This is a genomic window from Pseudomonas sp. NFACC51 (genome assembly GCF_900103575.1).
GTDB classification, from domain to species: domain Bacteria; phylum Pseudomonadota; class Gammaproteobacteria; order Pseudomonadales; family Pseudomonadaceae; genus Aquipseudomonas; species Aquipseudomonas fluorescens_Q.
The window spans coordinates 154,063-170,500 of sequence record NZ_FMXH01000009.1 but is presented as its reverse complement, the minus strand read 5'-3'; the positions used below and the strand labels follow the sequence as shown (position 1 = coordinate 170,500).

Annotated in this window: 15 protein-coding genes; 3 read left to right on the top strand and 12 right to left on the bottom strand. The window is 60.9% G+C overall.

The annotated features are described in order from the left end of the window. Window position 1: 1 nt before the first annotated feature. The 5 genes from BLT00_RS19205 to BLT00_RS19185 form a co-directional block, all read right to left on the bottom strand. Complete coding sequence (locus tag BLT00_RS19205; protein WP_092148898.1) at window positions 2-1,231, bottom strand: nucleoside recognition domain-containing protein; 1,230 nt, start codon at window positions 1,229-1,231, stop codon at window positions 2-4. A 180-nt stretch (window positions 1,232-1,411) separates the two neighbouring features. Further along, on the bottom strand, window positions 1,412-2,743 hold the full coding sequence (gene gltP, locus BLT00_RS19200; RefSeq protein WP_092148901.1) for a glutamate/aspartate:proton symporter GltP: 1,332 nt from the start codon (window positions 2,741-2,743) through the stop codon (window positions 1,412-1,414). Between the two features lie 703 nt (window positions 2,744-3,446). Further along, on the bottom strand, window positions 3,447-3,911 hold the full coding sequence (locus tag BLT00_RS19195; protein WP_092148904.1) for an inhibitor of vertebrate lysozyme family protein: 465 nt from the start codon (window positions 3,909-3,911) through the stop codon (window positions 3,447-3,449). Window positions 3,912-3,913: 2 nt separating this feature from the next. Beyond that, window positions 3,914-4,078, bottom strand: a complete 165-nt coding sequence (locus BLT00_RS19190) for a DUF1328 domain-containing protein (protein ID WP_003177151.1) — start codon at window positions 4,076-4,078, stop codon at window positions 3,914-3,916. A gap of 80 nt (window positions 4,079-4,158) precedes the next feature. After that, complete coding sequence (locus BLT00_RS19185) at window positions 4,159-4,479, bottom strand: hypothetical protein (RefSeq protein ID WP_092148907.1); 321 nt, start codon at window positions 4,477-4,479, stop codon at window positions 4,159-4,161. Between the two features lie 437 nt (window positions 4,480-4,916). Here BLT00_RS19185 and algB point away from each other — a divergent pair, with 437 nt between their 5' ends. Both algB and BLT00_RS19175 read left to right on the top strand, forming a co-directional pair. Next, window positions 4,917-6,263 carry a sigma-54-dependent response regulator transcription factor AlgB gene (algB, locus tag BLT00_RS19180; protein ID WP_063323612.1) on the top strand — a complete coding sequence of 449 codons (1,347 nt, stop codon included), beginning with the start codon at window positions 4,917-4,919 and terminating at the stop codon, window positions 6,261-6,263. Between the two features lie 10 nt (window positions 6,264-6,273). Then, window positions 6,274-8,064: an ATP-binding protein gene (locus BLT00_RS19175; RefSeq protein ID WP_092148910.1), complete on the top strand. Its 1,791-nt coding sequence runs from the start codon at window positions 6,274-6,276 to the stop codon at window positions 8,062-8,064. A 19-nt stretch (window positions 8,065-8,083) separates the two neighbouring features. Here the strand turns inward: BLT00_RS19175 and BLT00_RS19170 are convergent, their stop codons facing one another. The 7 genes from BLT00_RS19170 to BLT00_RS19140 form a co-directional block, all read right to left on the bottom strand. Further along, the gene (locus BLT00_RS19170; protein ID WP_170862087.1) at window positions 8,084-9,697 is read right to left on the bottom strand and encodes an EAL domain-containing protein; all 1,614 of its coding nucleotides are present in this window, start codon (window positions 9,695-9,697) and stop codon (window positions 8,084-8,086) included. Window positions 9,698-9,772: 75 nt separating this feature from the next. Next, entirely contained in the window at window positions 9,773-10,552 is a 780-nt protein-coding gene (locus tag BLT00_RS19165; RefSeq protein WP_092148916.1) for an N-acetylmuramoyl-L-alanine amidase, read from the bottom strand. A gap of 104 nt (window positions 10,553-10,656) precedes the next feature. Next, entirely contained in the window at window positions 10,657-12,765 is a 2,109-nt protein-coding gene (locus BLT00_RS19160) for a GGDEF domain-containing protein (RefSeq protein ID WP_092148919.1), read from the bottom strand. Further along, on the bottom strand, window positions 12,762-13,640 hold the full coding sequence (locus BLT00_RS19155) for an endonuclease/exonuclease/phosphatase family protein (RefSeq protein ID WP_003196237.1): 879 nt from the start codon (window positions 13,638-13,640) through the stop codon (window positions 12,762-12,764). The genes BLT00_RS19160 and BLT00_RS19155 overlap by 4 nt, the downstream gene beginning before the upstream one ends. A 15-nt stretch (window positions 13,641-13,655) precedes the next feature. Next, window positions 13,656-14,297 carry a thiol:disulfide interchange protein DsbA/DsbL gene (locus tag BLT00_RS19150; protein ID WP_092148922.1) on the bottom strand — a complete coding sequence of 214 codons (642 nt, stop codon included), beginning with the start codon at window positions 14,295-14,297 and terminating at the stop codon, window positions 13,656-13,658. Window positions 14,298-14,495: 198 nt separating this feature from the next. After that, on the bottom strand, window positions 14,496-15,107 hold the full coding sequence (locus BLT00_RS19145) for a c-type cytochrome (RefSeq protein ID WP_063323618.1): 612 nt from the start codon (window positions 15,105-15,107) through the stop codon (window positions 14,496-14,498). Window positions 15,108-15,153: 46 nt separating this feature from the next. Beyond that, window positions 15,154-15,444, bottom strand: a complete 291-nt coding sequence (locus tag BLT00_RS19140; protein WP_003196231.1) for a c-type cytochrome — start codon at window positions 15,442-15,444, stop codon at window positions 15,154-15,156. Window positions 15,445-15,635: 191 nt separating this feature from the next. Here BLT00_RS19140 and yihA point away from each other — a divergent pair, with 191 nt between their 5' ends. After that, window positions 15,636-16,277, top strand: coding sequence for a ribosome biogenesis GTP-binding protein YihA/YsxC (yihA, locus tag BLT00_RS19135; protein ID WP_003196227.1), 642 nt, complete (start codon window positions 15,636-15,638; stop codon window positions 16,275-16,277). The last annotated feature ends 161 nt before the right edge of the window (window positions 16,278-16,438 follow it).

Here is a 16,438-nt window from a genome sequence, read left to right as displayed (position 1 = left end):
GTCAACCGAAGAACCAGTAGCAAACGCCAATCGCCGCCACGACCCCGGCCAACTCCGCCAGCAGCGCGCACCCCACGGCATGGCGTGCCCGCTGGATGCCCACGGCGCCGAAATAGACCGCCAGCACGTAGAACGTGGTCTCGGTGCTGCCCTGGATGGTCGCCGCCACCAGGGCCGGGAAGCTGTCGACGCCGGAGGTCTTCATGGTCTCGATCAACATCGCCCGGGCGGCGCTGCCGGAAAACGGCTTGACCATGGCGGTCGGCAAGGCATCGACGAAACGCGTATCCCAGCCGGCCCACTCCACCAGGTGCCGAATGCCGTCGAGGCCGAAATCCAGCGCCCCCGAGGCGCGCAGTACACCCACGGCACAAAGCATTGCCACCAGGTACGGCAGCAAGGTCTTGGCGACGTCGAAGCCCTCTTTGGCGCCCTCGATGAAGGTTTCGTACACCTTGACCTTGCGCAGCGCGCCCACCACCAGGAACAGGATGATCAGGCCAAACAGAGTCAGGTTGCCCAGGATCGATGACAACCCCGCCAGCGCCGTGGCCGAAAGCGTTGCCAGCAGCGCCATGAAACCACCCAGCACCAGCGCACCCGGGATCAGATAAGCCAGCACCACCGGGTCCCACAACCGCAGGCGCTGCATGAACGCCACCGACAGCAGCCCCATCAGGGTCGAGGCGCTGGTGGCGAGCAGGATCGGCAGGAATACCAGGGTCGGGTCCGGCGCGCCTTGCTGTGCGCGGTACATGAAGATCGTCACCGGCAGCAGCGTCAGCGACGAGGCGTTGAGCACCAGGAACAGGATCTGCGCATTGCTGGCGATAGTCGGGCTGGGGTTGAGATCTTGCAGGGCGCGCATGGCCTTGAGGCCGATGGGGGTGGCTGCGTTGTCCAGTCCCAGGCCGTTGGCGGCGAAGTTGAGGGTGATCAGGCCGATCGCCGGGTGGCCGGCAGGCACTTGCGGCATCAAGCGCAAGAACAGCGGCCCGAGGGCCTTGGCCAGCCAGTCGACGATGCCGGCCTTTTCGGCGATGCGCAGGAAGCCCAGCCACAGGGTCAAGGTGCCGAACAGCAGGACCATGACCTCCACCGACAGCTTGGCCATGGCGAAAATGCTTTCCACCATGGCCGCGAAGATCCCGGCGTTGCCGCCGATCAACCACTGCGCCAGCGCCGACACGGCAGCCACGATAAAGAAGCCAAGCCACAGGCCATTGAGCATCAGTTAAATCCCCCGAAGATGCCGCGAATGATAGCGGGGCTGGCAGAAACGACAAACCCCGGATTGCTCCGGGGTTTGCTTGGCACTGCGCAAGGGCTGACAAAATGCCTATGGCAGAATCCCATGAGAGCCGGGGTTGTTCAGGCACTTTGCTGCTAGCCCAAACTCCCACAATGAATCTCAACGGCTGGAAGGCTCCCCCACCGGCAGCGGCTCCTTGCTGCGCCAGTGCGGCAGGGAGTTCCAGTAGCGCTGGCCCTTGGCATCGTCGTACATGCCTTCCCAGCGAGCGATGACCAGCACGGCCAGGGCGTTGCCGATGACGTTCAGCGCGGTACGGGCCATGTCCATGATGCGGTCCACACCGGCAATGAAGGCCAGGCCTTCCAGCGGAATGCCCACGCTGCCCAAGGTCGCCAGCAGCACCACGAACGACACGCCCGGCACACCGGCGATGCCTTTGGAGGTGACCATCAAGGTCAGCACCAGCAGCAATTGCTGGCTGATGGACAGGTCGATGCCGTACAGCTGGGCGATGAAAATCGCCGCGATGCTCTGGTACAGAGTCGAACCGTCGAGGTTGAACGAATAACCGGTGGGCACCACGAAGCTGCAGATGGCTTTCGGCGCGCCGTAGGCTTCCATCTTCTCGATCACGCGTGGCAGCACGGTTTCGGAACTGGCGGTGGAATAGGCCAGCACCAGCTCATCCTTGAAGATGCGCATCAGCTTGAGCACCGAGAAGCCGAACAGGCGGGCGATCACGCCCAGCACCACGAAGGCAAAGAAGGCGATGGCGACGTAAACCAGGATCACCAGCTTCGCCAGCGGCAGCAGCGACGCGAAACCGAAGTTGGCGACGGTCACCGCGATCAGGGCGAACACACCGATGGGGGCGTATTGCATGATCATGTGGGTGACCTTGAACATGCTTTCCGACACGCCCTGGAACATTTTCACCAGCGGATCGCGCAGGTCCGATTGCAGGCTGGACAGACCCAGGCCAAACAATACGGAGAAGAAAATGATCGGCAGCATCTCGCCACGCGCAACGGCGGCGAAGATGTTCGACGGGATCAGGTTGAGGATGGTCTGGATGAACGCATGTTCATGCTGGACTTCCGCGGCCGTGGCCTGGTACTTGGAGATATCCACCGTACCCAGGGTGCTCATGTCGATGCCGCTGCCCGGCTGGAAGAAGTTGGCCAGCAGCAGGCCGACGACGATGGCGATGGTGGTGACGACTTCGAAGTAAAGGATGGTCTTGAGACCGATGCGCCCGAGCTTCTTGGCATCACCGACCCCAGCGATGCCGACGATCAACGAGGAAATCACGATCGGGATCACGATCATCTTGATCAGACGGATAAAGATATCGCCCGCCGGTTGCAGCACATTGCTGATCCACCAGGCCTTCTCGGCACTGAAATGGTTGAGCAGCGCGCCCAATGCAATCCCGAGCACCAGACCGATGAGGATCTGCCAGGCGAGGCTTAGTCGTGCCTTCTTCATATTGTTACCCTTACTTCAGTTGGACTCGGACAGTGGCGCGAATGGATCGTCGATGACGAAAAACACTCATGCCCCTGCCCCCGTATAAGGTCACCCCGAGCGCGTTAGCGGCTTACTGGCAGGCGAAAAAAGGCGCAACTATTGCGATGCAAGGGGGGCTCGTCTAATGCCATAAACGCCTACCCCATGCCGAATCGGCATGAGATTTTTCAAACGAAACCCGCCTTCCAAGCGGTTCGAATGCGACATTTATGCAGGCATAAGTGCCGTGAACCGGCCGTTTCAGCGTAGCTGGGCTTTCTCTCGCAAGTGTGGGGAACCGATGAAACGGCAGCGACTCAAGACGCGGCCCATGGGAGAAATTACCTCGGCATTCTCCGATATACGGTTGGGCAAAGGGGGATAAATCGGCGGAAGGAGACAAAATGCCGCATCGCCGAGGGACTTGCCGCGGCCAATCCACCCACCGCTCTGGCGCACGCATTTTGCGAACAAGAAGCTCTACGCAAGTTCGCCAAGCCGCGATGGCTTTGCGAACTTGCGTCGCAGCTTTTACCTGACCCGGCCCTTTCGCAGGCACCCCTTGTGCCCGTAGGTCACTCCGACTCTCATCAGTCAGAACGTCCCAGCCCCTTGGTCATGCACCGGCCCTCCTCGGGCTGTGCAGCAGAGAAAAGCAGGGCTGCTTTTCCCATTTTCAGAATCAGTACCAGTTCGGATCTTTCTTGAGTTGTTCCATTAACAGTTTCTGCATACCTTCATCGGGCTTGCCGAGGAATCGGTAGTCGGCATGCCGCGTCGGGGACTTGTCGGCTGGCAGCCCCGCAGGGACTTCCACCAACATGGCATAGGCTTCGTCCTTGTCGAAACTGAAGGCGACGATCAGACGCTTGCTGCGACACGTTGCCTGGGTTTCACACAGCGGCCCCACCAAATACTTGTCGCCATCTTCTTCGACAGCATTCATCTGGTCCGAATCGCCCGTCAGGTTCATCACCCATTCGGGTAGACGTTCTTCTTTTTTCACGACGTGCTGCCAGGTCTCGCGATATTGCGCGTCGGCCTGCAGCAACTGGTTGACGCGCATCTGCCCGTCATTGGCAGCCATTGCCATGGCACTGCCGCCCAGCAACAGGGCGGCAGCCAGTCCTTTGAATGAAACGTTCATGGTCAGCCTCGGCCACGACGGCCAAAGAAGAAGGAAGCGATGAACATCACCAGGAACACAACAAAGAGAATCTTGGCGATGCCCGTGGCGGTGCCTGCGATACCACCGAAGCCTAGTACGGCGGCGATGATGGCAATGATCAGGAAGGTAATTGCCCAGCTCAACATGGTGATTCTCCTTACGCTTTTCTATTTAGTGAAGGTCTTGCGGTGATGGTTCCGGCGCAATGGACGACCGGTTCATCGGGTTAAAACACCCAGCGCTCTTCACGCGGCATGGCGCTCAATGGCTGGGCCTGGTCGACATCCATCATGCGCATTGAAGCGGACGCTTCTTCAAGGCTGCTGACGGCACTGAAATGGGTCTGTGGGGCACGGTGAATCGAAACCTGCGGCGCTTGGGGCTGTTGGCTCTGATACCAGAGCAACCATTGCTGGCCCGTTACGAGGGTGACCAGCAGCGCCAAGGCAGCCCATGCGCCCTGCTGGACGTGCAGGGAAGAGAGGCGCAATGGGGCGGCACTTTTGAAGTGGGCGAAGCCAAATTGAGTGACACTTTGACGATTCATCCTGGAATTCCTCCCCACCCGAGTGCGGTGATCTGGTTGAGGCGCGCTACGCCACGTTGATCAGAGCATTGCAGTCGCCGTGCCAGGATTTTTTGTCAGATAAAAACCTTTAAAATCAATAAGTTAATAAATAAGTGCAACATACCGGGAGCGCATCCTGCACGATGACGCAGGCGTCGGTCGTGCGTATTGCACGAATCAGCAGGAAAAGTCGTTAGATTGTTTTTGAATTGGCTGTCAGACACAGCTGTCGGAATGAGCGATGCGAACCGTCCGAACCGGACGACTCGTAAAAAAAGGAACTCAAATCAGGCTTTTAGGAGTCAGACGTCCACAGGGCCATTCTTGATGAGTAATATCCCCTCAGAATCGACCATGCAACTTGCCCGATTTTTCTGACACTAACCAACATCATTCATTAAAGGAGCGTAGGAAAAATGGAATCCGCCACTGAGCACCAAGGCCGCATTCTGCTGGTAGACGACGAGTCCGCCATCCTGCGTACATTCCGATACTGCCTGGAAGACGAAGGCTACAGCGTCGCCACCGCCAACAGCGCCGCCCAGGCCGACGCACTGCTGCAACGCCAGGTGTTCGACCTGTGTTTCCTCGACCTGCGCCTGGGGGAGGACAACGGCCTGGATGTCCTGGCACAAATGCGTATCCAGGCACCCTGGATGCGCGTGGTCATCGTCACCGCTCACTCGGCAGTCGATACCGCGGTCGATGCGATCCAGGCCGGGGCGGCCGATTATCTGGTCAAACCGTGCAGCCCCGATCAATTGCGCCTGGCGACCGCCAAGCAATTGGAAGTACGCCAGCTGTCGGCAAGGCTCGAAGCCCTTGAAGGGGAAGTGCGCAAACCCAAGGATGGCCTGGACTCCCACAGCCCAGCGATGAAAGTCGTCCTGGAAACCGCGCGCCAGGTCGCCAGCACCGACGCCAACATCCTGATCCTCGGCGAGTCCGGCACCGGCAAGGGCGAGCTGGCCCAGGCGATCCATGGCTGGAGCAAGCGGGCGAAGAAGTCCTGCGTCACCATCAATTGCCCGTCGCTGACCGCTGAACTGATGGAAAGCGAATTGTTCGGCCATAGCCGTGGGGCTTTCACCGGGGCCAGCGAGAGTACGTTGGGTCGGGTCAACCAGGCCGACGGCGGCACGCTGTTTCTCGACGAGATCGGCGATTTTCCTCTGACATTGCAACCCAAGTTATTGCGTTTCATCCAGGACAAGGAATATGAGCGGGTAGGGGATCCAGTCACCCGTCGCGCCGACGTACGGATTCTCGCAGCGACCAACCTCAACCTCGAAGACATGGTGCGCGACGGACGTTTTCGCGAAGACCTGCTGTATCGCCTGAACGTCATCACCCTTCACCTGCCGCCATTGCGAGAGCGCGCCGAAGACATCCTGACCCTGGCCGACCGCTTCCTGGCCCGCTTCGTCAAGGAATACGCGCGCCCGGCCCGGGGTTTCAGCGACGAAGCGCGCGAAGCGCTGCTAGGCTATCGCTGGCCGGGCAACATCCGGGAACTGCGCAATGTGGTCGAGCGCGCCAGCATCATCTGCCCTCAGGAAAAAGTCGAAATCAGTCACTTGGGCATGGCCGAGCAACCGGTCAACAATGCGCCGCGCATCGGCGCCGCGCTGAGCCTCGACGAATTGGAAAAAGCCCACATCGGCGCGGTGCTGGCCACCGCCGACACCCTCGACCAGGCGGCCAAGACCTTGGGTATCGATGCCTCCACGCTGTACCGCAAACGCAAGCAGTACAACCTGTGAGCGACACCTTATGAAACTGGCGATGAAGCTGCGCACACGACTGTTTCTCAGTATCTCGGCCCTGATCACCGTGGCCCTGCTGGGATTGGTGCTTGGCCTGGTCAGCGTGATGCAGATGGCCAATACCCAGGAACAATCGGTACGCGACAACTTCATCCTGCTGGACCTGGGCCTCAAGCTGCGCCAGACGCTCGGCGATCAGTTGATGATCATGCTCGACGACAAGCCCGACCTGGCTGTGCTGGAGGCCTCCAAGCAGCAATACCTGGCGCTGATCGACGAAGGCATCGCCCACGAACAGGGGCTGGATGAAGCGGCAGTCAGCTTCAGCAGGGCCAAGGCCGACTACATTGAGTTTTTTGAAGCCTTCACCGCGTCTCGCCAGCAGCCGAGCCAGCTCGCGAACATCAAGGACCTCACCGAAAAATTCAATGTGCTGCGCAATGGACTGATCGAGGGCTATCGCCGGGCCCTGACCAACATCAGTGAAACCCAGGATCGCGCCCGTGAGCGCGCGATGTGGATTTCCGGACTGCTGGGGTTGGTGGGGTTTGCGGTGCTGATCATCGGGTTTATCACGGCCCATGGCATTGCCCGGCGTTTCGGCGCGCCGATCGAGGTACTGGCCGCGGCGGCGGACGACATCGGCCAAGGCAATTTCGAGGTCACGCTACCCGTGTCCTCGGCCGCTGAGTTGAATCTCCTGACCCGTCGCTTCGGGGTCATGGCCGAGGCCTTGCGTGAGCATCAGGCCACCAACGTCGATGAGCTGCTCGCCGGTCAGCAACGTTTGCAAGCCGTGCTCGACAGCATCGACGACGGCTTGCTGATGATCGACCGCAAAGGTCAGCTGGAGCACCTCAACCCGGTGGCCCAGCGTCAATTGGGCTGGGATGAGGAACGCCTCGGCCAAGGACTGGGCGAGGCGCTGGGACGCCTTGAACTGGATGAAGAATTGCACCTGGTGCTGCGCGGTGGAAGCCTGGAGCGCGCGCCGGAAGACCTGAGCGTCGAAGTGGATGGCGAGTCGCGGGTGCTCACCTACAGCCTCACCCCGGTCAGTCATACCCAGGGCCACATTCTCGGCGCGGTCATGGTGCTGCATGACGTCACCGAGCAGCGCGCCTTCGAACGGGTGCGCAGCGAGTTCGTCTTGCGTGCCTCCCATGAGCTGCGCACGCCCGTGACGGGCATGCACATGGCCTTCGGCCTGTTACAGGAGCGCCTGCATTTTTCAGAAGAGTCGCGCGAGGCCGACCTGCTCAACACCGTCACAGAAGAGATGCAGCGACTGATGCAGCTCATCAATGACCTGCTGAACTTCTCTCGCTACCAGAACGGCCTGCAGAAGCTGACCCTGGCGCCTTGCTCCATCGACGATCTACTGGAAGCGGCCCGGTTGCGGTTTGCCGAGCAGGCCCAAACCAAGGGTATCGAGCTGCTGGTGGCGATCCAGGGCCCGCTCCCGCGCCTGCATGCCGACGCTGCGCAATTGGATCGCGTGCTCGATAACCTGATCGATAACGCCATGCGCCACACCGCCGAAAACGGCCAGATCCGCTTGCAGGCCCGACGGCATGGCGAGCGGGTGATCATCAGCGTCGAAGACAACGGTGAAGGCATTGCCTACGGCCAGCAGGGACGGATCTTCGAACCTTTCGTCCAGGTCGGACGCAAGAAGGGGGGGGCGGGCCTCGGCCTGGCGCTGTGCAAGGAGATCGTCCAGCTCCACGGCGGGCGCATGGGCGTTTATTCAAGGCCGGGGCAGGGCACACAGTTCTACATGGCGCTGGCAGTCTGAGCTCATGGCCTGAGGAGACTCAGGCTTCGTCATCGAGGCGCCGACCACGCAGGCGCCGGCCACGGGTAATCAGTTCAATGAGCTGAACCGCGCTGAGGGCATGGGCAAACAGCCAACCCTGGCCGAACCTCACCCCTTCGCTGCTCAAATAGGAAGCCTGGGCTTCATGCTCGATGCCTTCGGCTATCACCTTGAGTTGCAGCGCATGGGCCATGCGAATGATATGCGGGGCCACGCCGCTGCTGGCGGCATCGTGGCCCAAGGCGTCGATGAAGGCCTTATCGATTTTCAGGCAGTCCACCGGCAGGGTTTGCAAGTAGGCCAGGCTGCAATAACCGGTGCCGAAATCGTCGATCAACACCTGATGCCCGACGTCGCGCAGCGATTGCAGGTTATCCCGGGCGACCAACACATCGACCAGCCCACGCTCGGTCACTTCGAAGGCAATCTGGTGCGCCGACACGCGATGCAGCGCCAGCAGGCGGGCGATCACTTCGCCAATACGCGGCACCATCACATCGCAGGCCGCCAGATTCACCGAGATATACAGCTGCGGATTGGCCCGCAACAGCTGGCCCAATTGATCGAACAGCCGCTGCAGCACGAAATCGGTGATCTGGCGGATCTGCCCCGTGTTCTCGGCCATCGGGATAAACAGGTCCGGGCTGGTCAGGGTGCCGTCCGGTCGTCGCCAGCGCAGCAAGGCCTCCGCCCCGACACAGTTACGGCTGCTCAGGTCGAAAATAGGCTGGTAAAGCACCTGCAATTCACCACGCCGGATAGCCCCATGCAGTTCGGCGTCCATGGACTGGCGCTGACGCGCCAGCAGAAACACCTGGAAACCAATCCCCAGGCCCAGCATCAGGCTGATGGGCAGCATCCACCAGGCATTGGCCGGAACCTTAAAACCGTTGCGCTGGGCGATAAGCACCAGTTGATAGACCGGGCTTTCGGTCGGCATCCGATAGATCAACCGGTTCTGCGTCACTTGCAAGGCATTGTGGCTTTTCGGTGGCCAAGGTTCGACCGGCGGCCAGTGTTGGTCCGTCCCGAGCACGGGAATGGCCCGTTTACCGTTATCCAGGACAACCAGCAGGCTGCTGCCCGGTGGTAAATCGACCACATCGGTCAAATGCCCGCGGGACGTGGCCACCCGAAAGTTGCCGCGGCCCAGCATCAATGCGGCGCGGTCTTCGTCAGGCTCGGTGGTGGTGTTGAGCCAGTAATTGTAGGTCGGCCCGCGGATGTCGGGCGGGCGGGTCACTGACAAGCCGCCCTGGCGTGGACGATTGGAGCAGACGCCGCTGCCATCGATATACGCCGCCTCGTAGACAAAACGGTAGTTGAAGCTGACCTGTCGCAATGTGGCGATCATGTCGTCGTTGCATCCGCGCAACGGCTGGTTTTGCAAGTCGTCGAGGCTTTCACGCAATTGCCCGAAAAGCTGTTCCAGGCGCTGCAGAAAGCGCTCGCCCTGGGCATTCATCTGGTCGCTTTCGCGCTGCTGGATCTGCTGCACGACCACGAACAGACTCCCCGCCAGCAGCAGGACGGTACTTAGGGCAGTTGCCACCATCGCCAGGAAAACGGGGCGATGGAGCCAGCTGTGTAGGGTTTCGCGGGTGGCCGTCATCATGGGTAATCCGAAAGTTACCAATGAGTTATAGCTTCTGATTTGGATTTGGCCCGATTCGTCAGACGGGCGTCATTATTTTGTCTGGTTGAGCACCTGCAGAATCGCCGCGCTTTGCGCATCCGGCGTGCCATCGAAGCGGGTCGGACGGTAGTGCATCTGGAAGGCGGCCAGCACATGGTGGGTGGCCACGTCCCACTCGCCGGTCTGCGGCGTCGGGTAGCCCAGGCGGGCCAGCTCGGCCTGGAACCAACCGGCAGGCGGCAGCTGCGGCGTGAAGACGGCCTGCTGGCGGGCGACGGCCTGTTCGTCTGGCCAGACTCCTAAACCAGCTTGCGCCAGGCGCTTCCAAGGGAACAGCGGGCCCGGATCGAGTTTGCGCAGGGGCGCGATGTCGCTGTGACCGATGATGCTGCGCGGGTTGATGCCGTTGCGCTGGATGATGTCCTTGAGCAATACGATCAAGGTCTGGACCTGGGCTTCGCTGTAGGGATACCAGAGGCGCCCGGTAGGCGTGTCGACAAAACCCGGATTGACGATTTCGATGCCGATGGAACTGGAATTGAGCCAGGTCCGGCCTTCCCATTCACTTTCCCCGGCATGCCAGGCGCGTTGGCTTTCATCCACCAGTTTGTAAATGGTCGCGCCTTTATCGTCGCCGATCAGGTAATGGGCACTGACTTCGCCATGAGTCAGCAGGGCCAGCGAGCGCTCCAGGGAAGCCGAGGTGTAATGCACCACCACGAATTGGATACGGTTGTCATGGTTGACGGAAGGATGACGGGTGTCGAGTCGCGGGCCACTGGCGCAGCCGGCCAGGATAAATAAAGAAACAATGAGCGAGAAAAATTTCATGGCGGAAGGCAATACGCACTGGGAGTAATGCAACAGTGTAACGTATCGCCTCGCGATGATCCGGTGCGCGCGGCGATATTAAACAAATTGGAACAATTAGCCCCCTAGCCCAATTCCACATGGTTGCGCCCGGAACTTTTCGCCCGATAAAGCGCCTGATCGGCTCTTTTAAGCACCAAGTCGCTGTGTTCGCCGGGTTTGAAGGCGGTCAGGCCGATGGATACCGTCACCGTCACCGGCTCGCCCTTGAAATGAAACGGACAGCCTTCGATGGCCAGGCGCAGCGCCTCGGCCAGCTTGGCGCCAGCAGCCAGGGAGGTATTGGGCACCAGCAGCACAAACTCCTCGCCCCCAAAACGCGCAATGAAATCGCCGCTACGCAGGCGTTTACGCAGGACCGAGGCGATGAGTTTCAACACCCGGTCACCGGCCAGATGGCCATAGTTGTCATTGATGCGCTTGAAATGATCGAGATCGAGCATGGCCAGCAGCAAGCTGTTGCCGTGTTGTTGCCACTGGGCGACTTCATGTTCCAGACGCTCGGACCAGGCGGCGCGGTTGGGCAGCCCGGTGAGCGGATCAATCAGGGCTTTTTGCCGCTGTTCCTCGAGATTCTCCCGCACGACCTGGGCATCCTGCTCCATCAGCGCAACGCGATCGGCCAGGCTTTTCAGGCGAGCCGAGACCTCCTGCTCACGTTGATCACGTTGCTGGCGGTGGTGGTCCATCGTACCGAGCAAGCCTTCGAGGTGATTCTCGAGCACCTGCTTGAGGCCTTCCAGGTCATCGGCTTCCTTCACGCTGCTTTGCAGGCCGTCCACCTGCTCGCGAATCTGGGTATCCATTTCCCTGGAGGCCGACAGGTTTTCGGCGTGGTCTTCACTGGCGGCCTGCAGGCTGCTCTGGAATGACTCGAGCCGATCGTTGAGGCGCTGCAAGTACGCCTCGAATTCATGCTGGCCGGTGTCCGTGATGGCCAGCATCAGTACGGCCAGATCATCGAGGATCGGCAGCAACTCGTACCAGTTCAAGCCATTGCGCAGACGCTCACACATGGCTTCGGCTTGTGGTCGATGACGCTCGGGCAAGGTCAGGTCGCCCAAAAGGCCCAACAGCGTGTCTTCGATATGCTTGGCGACCGAACTGTAGGATGGCTCCGGCGAGTCGGGCAGGGCGTACTGGGCGTCAGCCACATCGGCGCCTTCCAGGGGCTCGTCGAGCTCCGCAGGCGGTAGCGAAGGGGCGGGCAGGCCCTGGGCAGGCTCCTCGGGCATCAGCTCGTCGGGATTCTCGAGTGCGGGCACCACAACCGGGGGTACTTCGGCGAGCGGCGTCAGCAGCGGCGCGGGCTCGGTTGCCTGGTCGTCCGACTCACTGGCGGGCTGAACCACTTCGGCTGCCGGTGCTGGAGCGGGCGCTGGAACGATCTCGATCTGCGGTGCAGTCGGGGCAACCGGTTCGGGCGTTGTCTCCAAGGCAGGCGCTTGCTCCGCCACCGAGGGCTGCGGTGCCGGTGCCGGTGCCGGTGCCGGTGCCGGTGCCGGTGCCGGTGCCGGTGCCGGTGCCGGTGCGACGGATTCTGCGGCCGTTGCCGGCGCCACGGCTACGGGCAGGGCCATTTCTGACGCAGGTGCCACGCGGGCCTGGGCAGGGTCGTGGGGCTGGGGCTGGGGTGTCGCGTCCTCATGGCCTTGGCCACCAAACAGCCGTTGCAGCAGGCCGGGGCGACTCGGTTCGACAGGGGCATCCAGGGCACTGAGTGCCTTGCCTTGCAAGCTGCTCAATTCGCTGAGCAACAGCGGAATCTCCCGAGCCTGGCCGGCCCGATCCTCCAGTTGCTTGGCAAACTTCTTCAGCGGCCGCCTGACTTCCTTGGGCAGCGGCAGGCTCTGCAACTGGGCAACCAGGGCGGTCAACGCGGCGCTCGTCTGCTCGACCCGGGTCTCGCGGCGCTGCTCGGAATCGAGTACGGCTTTCTCCAGGCGCGGCAGCAGGGCAGCGAGGCCGGCATCCATGTCATTGGTGCGCACCACCTCGCGCATCTCTTTCATGCATTGATCGACAGCCCTGTCAGTGCCCTCGGCGGCCAGGGTGCTGCGCACCAGGCCACGACGCAGCAAGTCGAGCCGAGCCTCCCAACGGCGCTCAAGCTTTTCCTGCTGTTCGATACTCTTGAGGTACTTCTCTCTCCAGCGTTCGGCGTCGTCGCTCATTCATCGGATCCGCGAGGGGCAGGACTCAGCGCGGGAAACGCATCGGCCGTGAGCGAACCCGGCAAACGAATTTCGACCGCGACCGGCAGGTGATCGGAAATGGGTTGGGCCAGCACCTCGACACGTTCCAGGGTCAGGGTCGGGCTCAACAGGATATGATCCAAGCAGCGCTGGGGGCGCCAGCTGGGGAATGTCGCTTCCAGTTGTGGAGCGAGCAGGCCGAGATCGCGCAGGGGCGAAGTCTGCAGCAAATCGGTGGCATGGGTGTTCATGTCGCCCATCAACACCTGATGCTTGTAGCCGCCGATCAATTCGCGAATGTACGCCAGCTGCATCGTCCGGGTACGCGCCCCGAGGGCCAGGTGCATCATGACCACGACCAGCGCCTCGGGACCTTCGCCGAAACGCGCGAGGATTGCCCCGCGGCCCTTGGGTCCCGGCAACGGATGATCTTCGATCGCCCAGGGGCGCAAGCGACTCAACACGCCATTGCTGTGCTGGCCGAGACGCCCGAGGTTGCGATTGAGTTGCTGGTACCAGTAGGGAAAGGCGCCCAATTGGGCCAGGTGTTCCACCTGATTGACGTAGCCTGAGCGCAAGCTTCCGCCGTCGGCCTCTTGCAGGGCCACCAGGTCGAAGTCCTTGAGCAGGTCGCCGATTTTCTGCAAGTTCCCGGCACGCCCGGTGTGCGGCAGCAAATGTTGCCAGCCGCGAGTCAGGTAATGCCGGTAGCGCTCGGTGCTGATGCCCACCTGGATATTGAAGCTGAGCAGCCGCAAACGACTGTCGCCAGGCAGGCCCGTGGACATGACATGATGCTCGTTGACCCGCGGTTCGTGCAGGCCAACGATGCGCTCGGTGCTCCAGCGGGCCATGGGCGTGGGCCGCGCTTAGTTGGCAGCAGCCTTGGTGGCCGCTCGCTCTTTGGCGATCAGCTGGTCGGCCAGTTGCAGGGCTTCATTTGCGCCACCGGCGGAGCCGATGTCAAAGCGGTATTTGCCGTTGACGACCATGGTCGGTACGCCAGTGATCTCGTATTTCTTCGCCAGCTCGCGGGCCTTCTTGATCTGGCCCTGGATGGCAAAGGAGTCGAACGTGGCGAGGAACTTGTCTTTGTCGACGCCCTGGGTGGCGAGGAAATCGGCCATCTCTTCTTTCTTGACCAGCTTCTTGCCTTCTTTCTGGATCGCGTTGAATACCGCGGCGTGGACCTTGTGCTCGACGCCCATGGCCTCGAGTGTCAGGAACATCTGGCCGTGGGCATCCCACGGGCCGCCGAACATGGCGGGAATACGCACGAAGTTAACGTCCGAAGGCAGTTTCTCGACCCATGGGTTGATAACCGGTTCAAAAGCGTAGCAATGCGGGCAGCCGTACCAGAACAGCTCCACGACTTCGATCTTGCCAGGCGCCGCCACCGGAACGGGGTTGGTCAATTCGACATAAGGTGCGGCAGGCTTTTCAGCCGCTTGGGCAGTTACGCCGAACAGGCTGGCGGCGACGAGCGCGGCGCTGATGATCAGATTACGCATGCTTTACTCCTGGACAATGAGGGGGCCTCGCGAGGCCTGTTTCTAAGACAGACCGTGGCGGGTTCAAGTTCTCTAGTGTAACGGCAGCGGCCACAAAAAAGGGCGGCCAAAGCCACCCTTTTGATGTTCGCATCGACAGATTAATCGAGCGTTAACGTTGCAAGGGATGTACGCCCCTTGCAACGCCAGCCAAAGGCCTCAGTGCAGGCCCTGGATGTAGCTGGATACCGCAGCGATATCTTCGTCGCTCAGCTTTTTCGCAATGCTCTGCATCGGCTTGGTATCGCCGTCGTTGGTCCGGCCACCCTCTTCTTTGCGGAAGTCGGTCAACTGCTTGCCTACGTACTGGGCATGCTGGCCGCCCAAGTGTGGGAAGCCGGCTGCCGCGTTGCCCTTGCCGTCAGGCGAGTGGCAGCCGGTGCAGGCTGGAAGCCCCTTGTTCAAGTCACCCCCACGAAACAGCGCTTCACCACGGGCCACGAGTTTCGGATCGGCAGCGCCGACGCTGCCCTTCTGGCTGGCGAAATACGCCGAGATGTCCGCCAGGTCCTGATCGCTCAGGTTGGTCAGCAGGCCGGTCATTTCCAGCACCGTGCGCTTGCCGGACTTGATGTCGTGCAGTTGCTTGTTCAGGTAACGTTCGCCCTGGCCCGCCAGTTTCGGAAAGTTGGGCGCCATGCTATTGCCATCCGGGCCGTGGCAGGCTCCGCATACGGCCGCCTTCGCCTGACCGGCAGCGGCATCGCCAGCGGCGTGGGCTACGCCGGATATCCCCAAGGTCAACAGCAGACTCACGATCAGTTTGTTCATCAGCTAATCCAACTACGGCTAAGGGTTAAAGAGTTATGGACCGGGTTCACTCGCTCATCCACTGGATGATGGCTCGGTAATCCTCGGCACTGCAGTCCATGCACAAACCACGCGGCGGCATCGCCTTGAAACCCTGGGTCACGTGTTGCACCAGCGTCTCCATACCTTTCGCCAACCTCGGCGTCCAAGCTTCCTGATCGCCCTTGCGGGGCGCCATGGGGAGTTGGCCGGAATGACAGGCACCACAAACACGGTTGTACACAGCTTCCGGATCCTGTGTAGCCTGAGCGCTGTAAAGCGGCATCAAGACACCGGCAGCTAGCAGCCATTTCGTCATAAAACGACCTTTTCAGGGTTGGGAACGAGCTGCGTTCTAACGCGCAATTTCGGTCGGTCGCTCCCGTGAGCTTCATCCTACGCTGGGACAAAGCGCACACAAAATCTGCGGCATTATATACTGGCGTCACTGAAACGGAAACGACACAGCTTGCCGCGTCCATTCCCGACGCCGCCCACATCGGAAATCCCATGCAACTGAAGAACCCCATCCTCGGCCTGTGCCAACAGTCCACCTTCATGCTCAGCGCCGCCAAAGTCGATCAATGCCCAGACGACGAAGGCTTCGAAGTGGCTTTTGCCGGACGTTCCAATGCCGGCAAATCCAGCGCGCTGAACACCTTGACCCATGCAAGCCTGGCACGCACCTCGAAAACCCCGGGTCGCACGCAACTCTTGAACTTCTTCAAGCTAGACGATGAACGGCGTTTGGTCGACCTGCCCGGCTACGGCTACGCCAAGGTACCGATCCCGCTCAAGCAACACTGGCAGCGCCACTTGGAAGCGTATTTGGGCAGCCGCGAGAGTTTGAAAGGCCTGATCCTGATGATGGACATTCGCCATCCGATGACCGACTTCGACCTGTTGATGCTCGATTGGGCGGTCGCCAGTGGCATGCCGATGCACATCCTGTTGACCAAGGCCGACAAGCTCACCTACGGCGCGGCCAAAAATACCCTGCTCAAAGTGCAGTCGGAAATTCGCAAAGGCTGGGGTGACGCGATCACCATCCAGCTGTTCTCGGCGCCCAAGCGCATGGGCCTGGAAGAAGCCTACACGGTGCTGGCCGACTGGATGGAATTGGCGGACAAGGGCAGCGAAGAGGCCGAATAAGCCGGATCGCAGGCAAAAAAAACCCCGGACTTCTTATGGGGAGGGGGAAGTTCGGGGTCCAAGTTCCGGACCGCTAGGGCGGGGTCCAGATATCTGCCAACACTTAACACAACATAGGAGCATTGAAGGGCTTCACCAGCCATTCAGAATCTCTGAGTGGC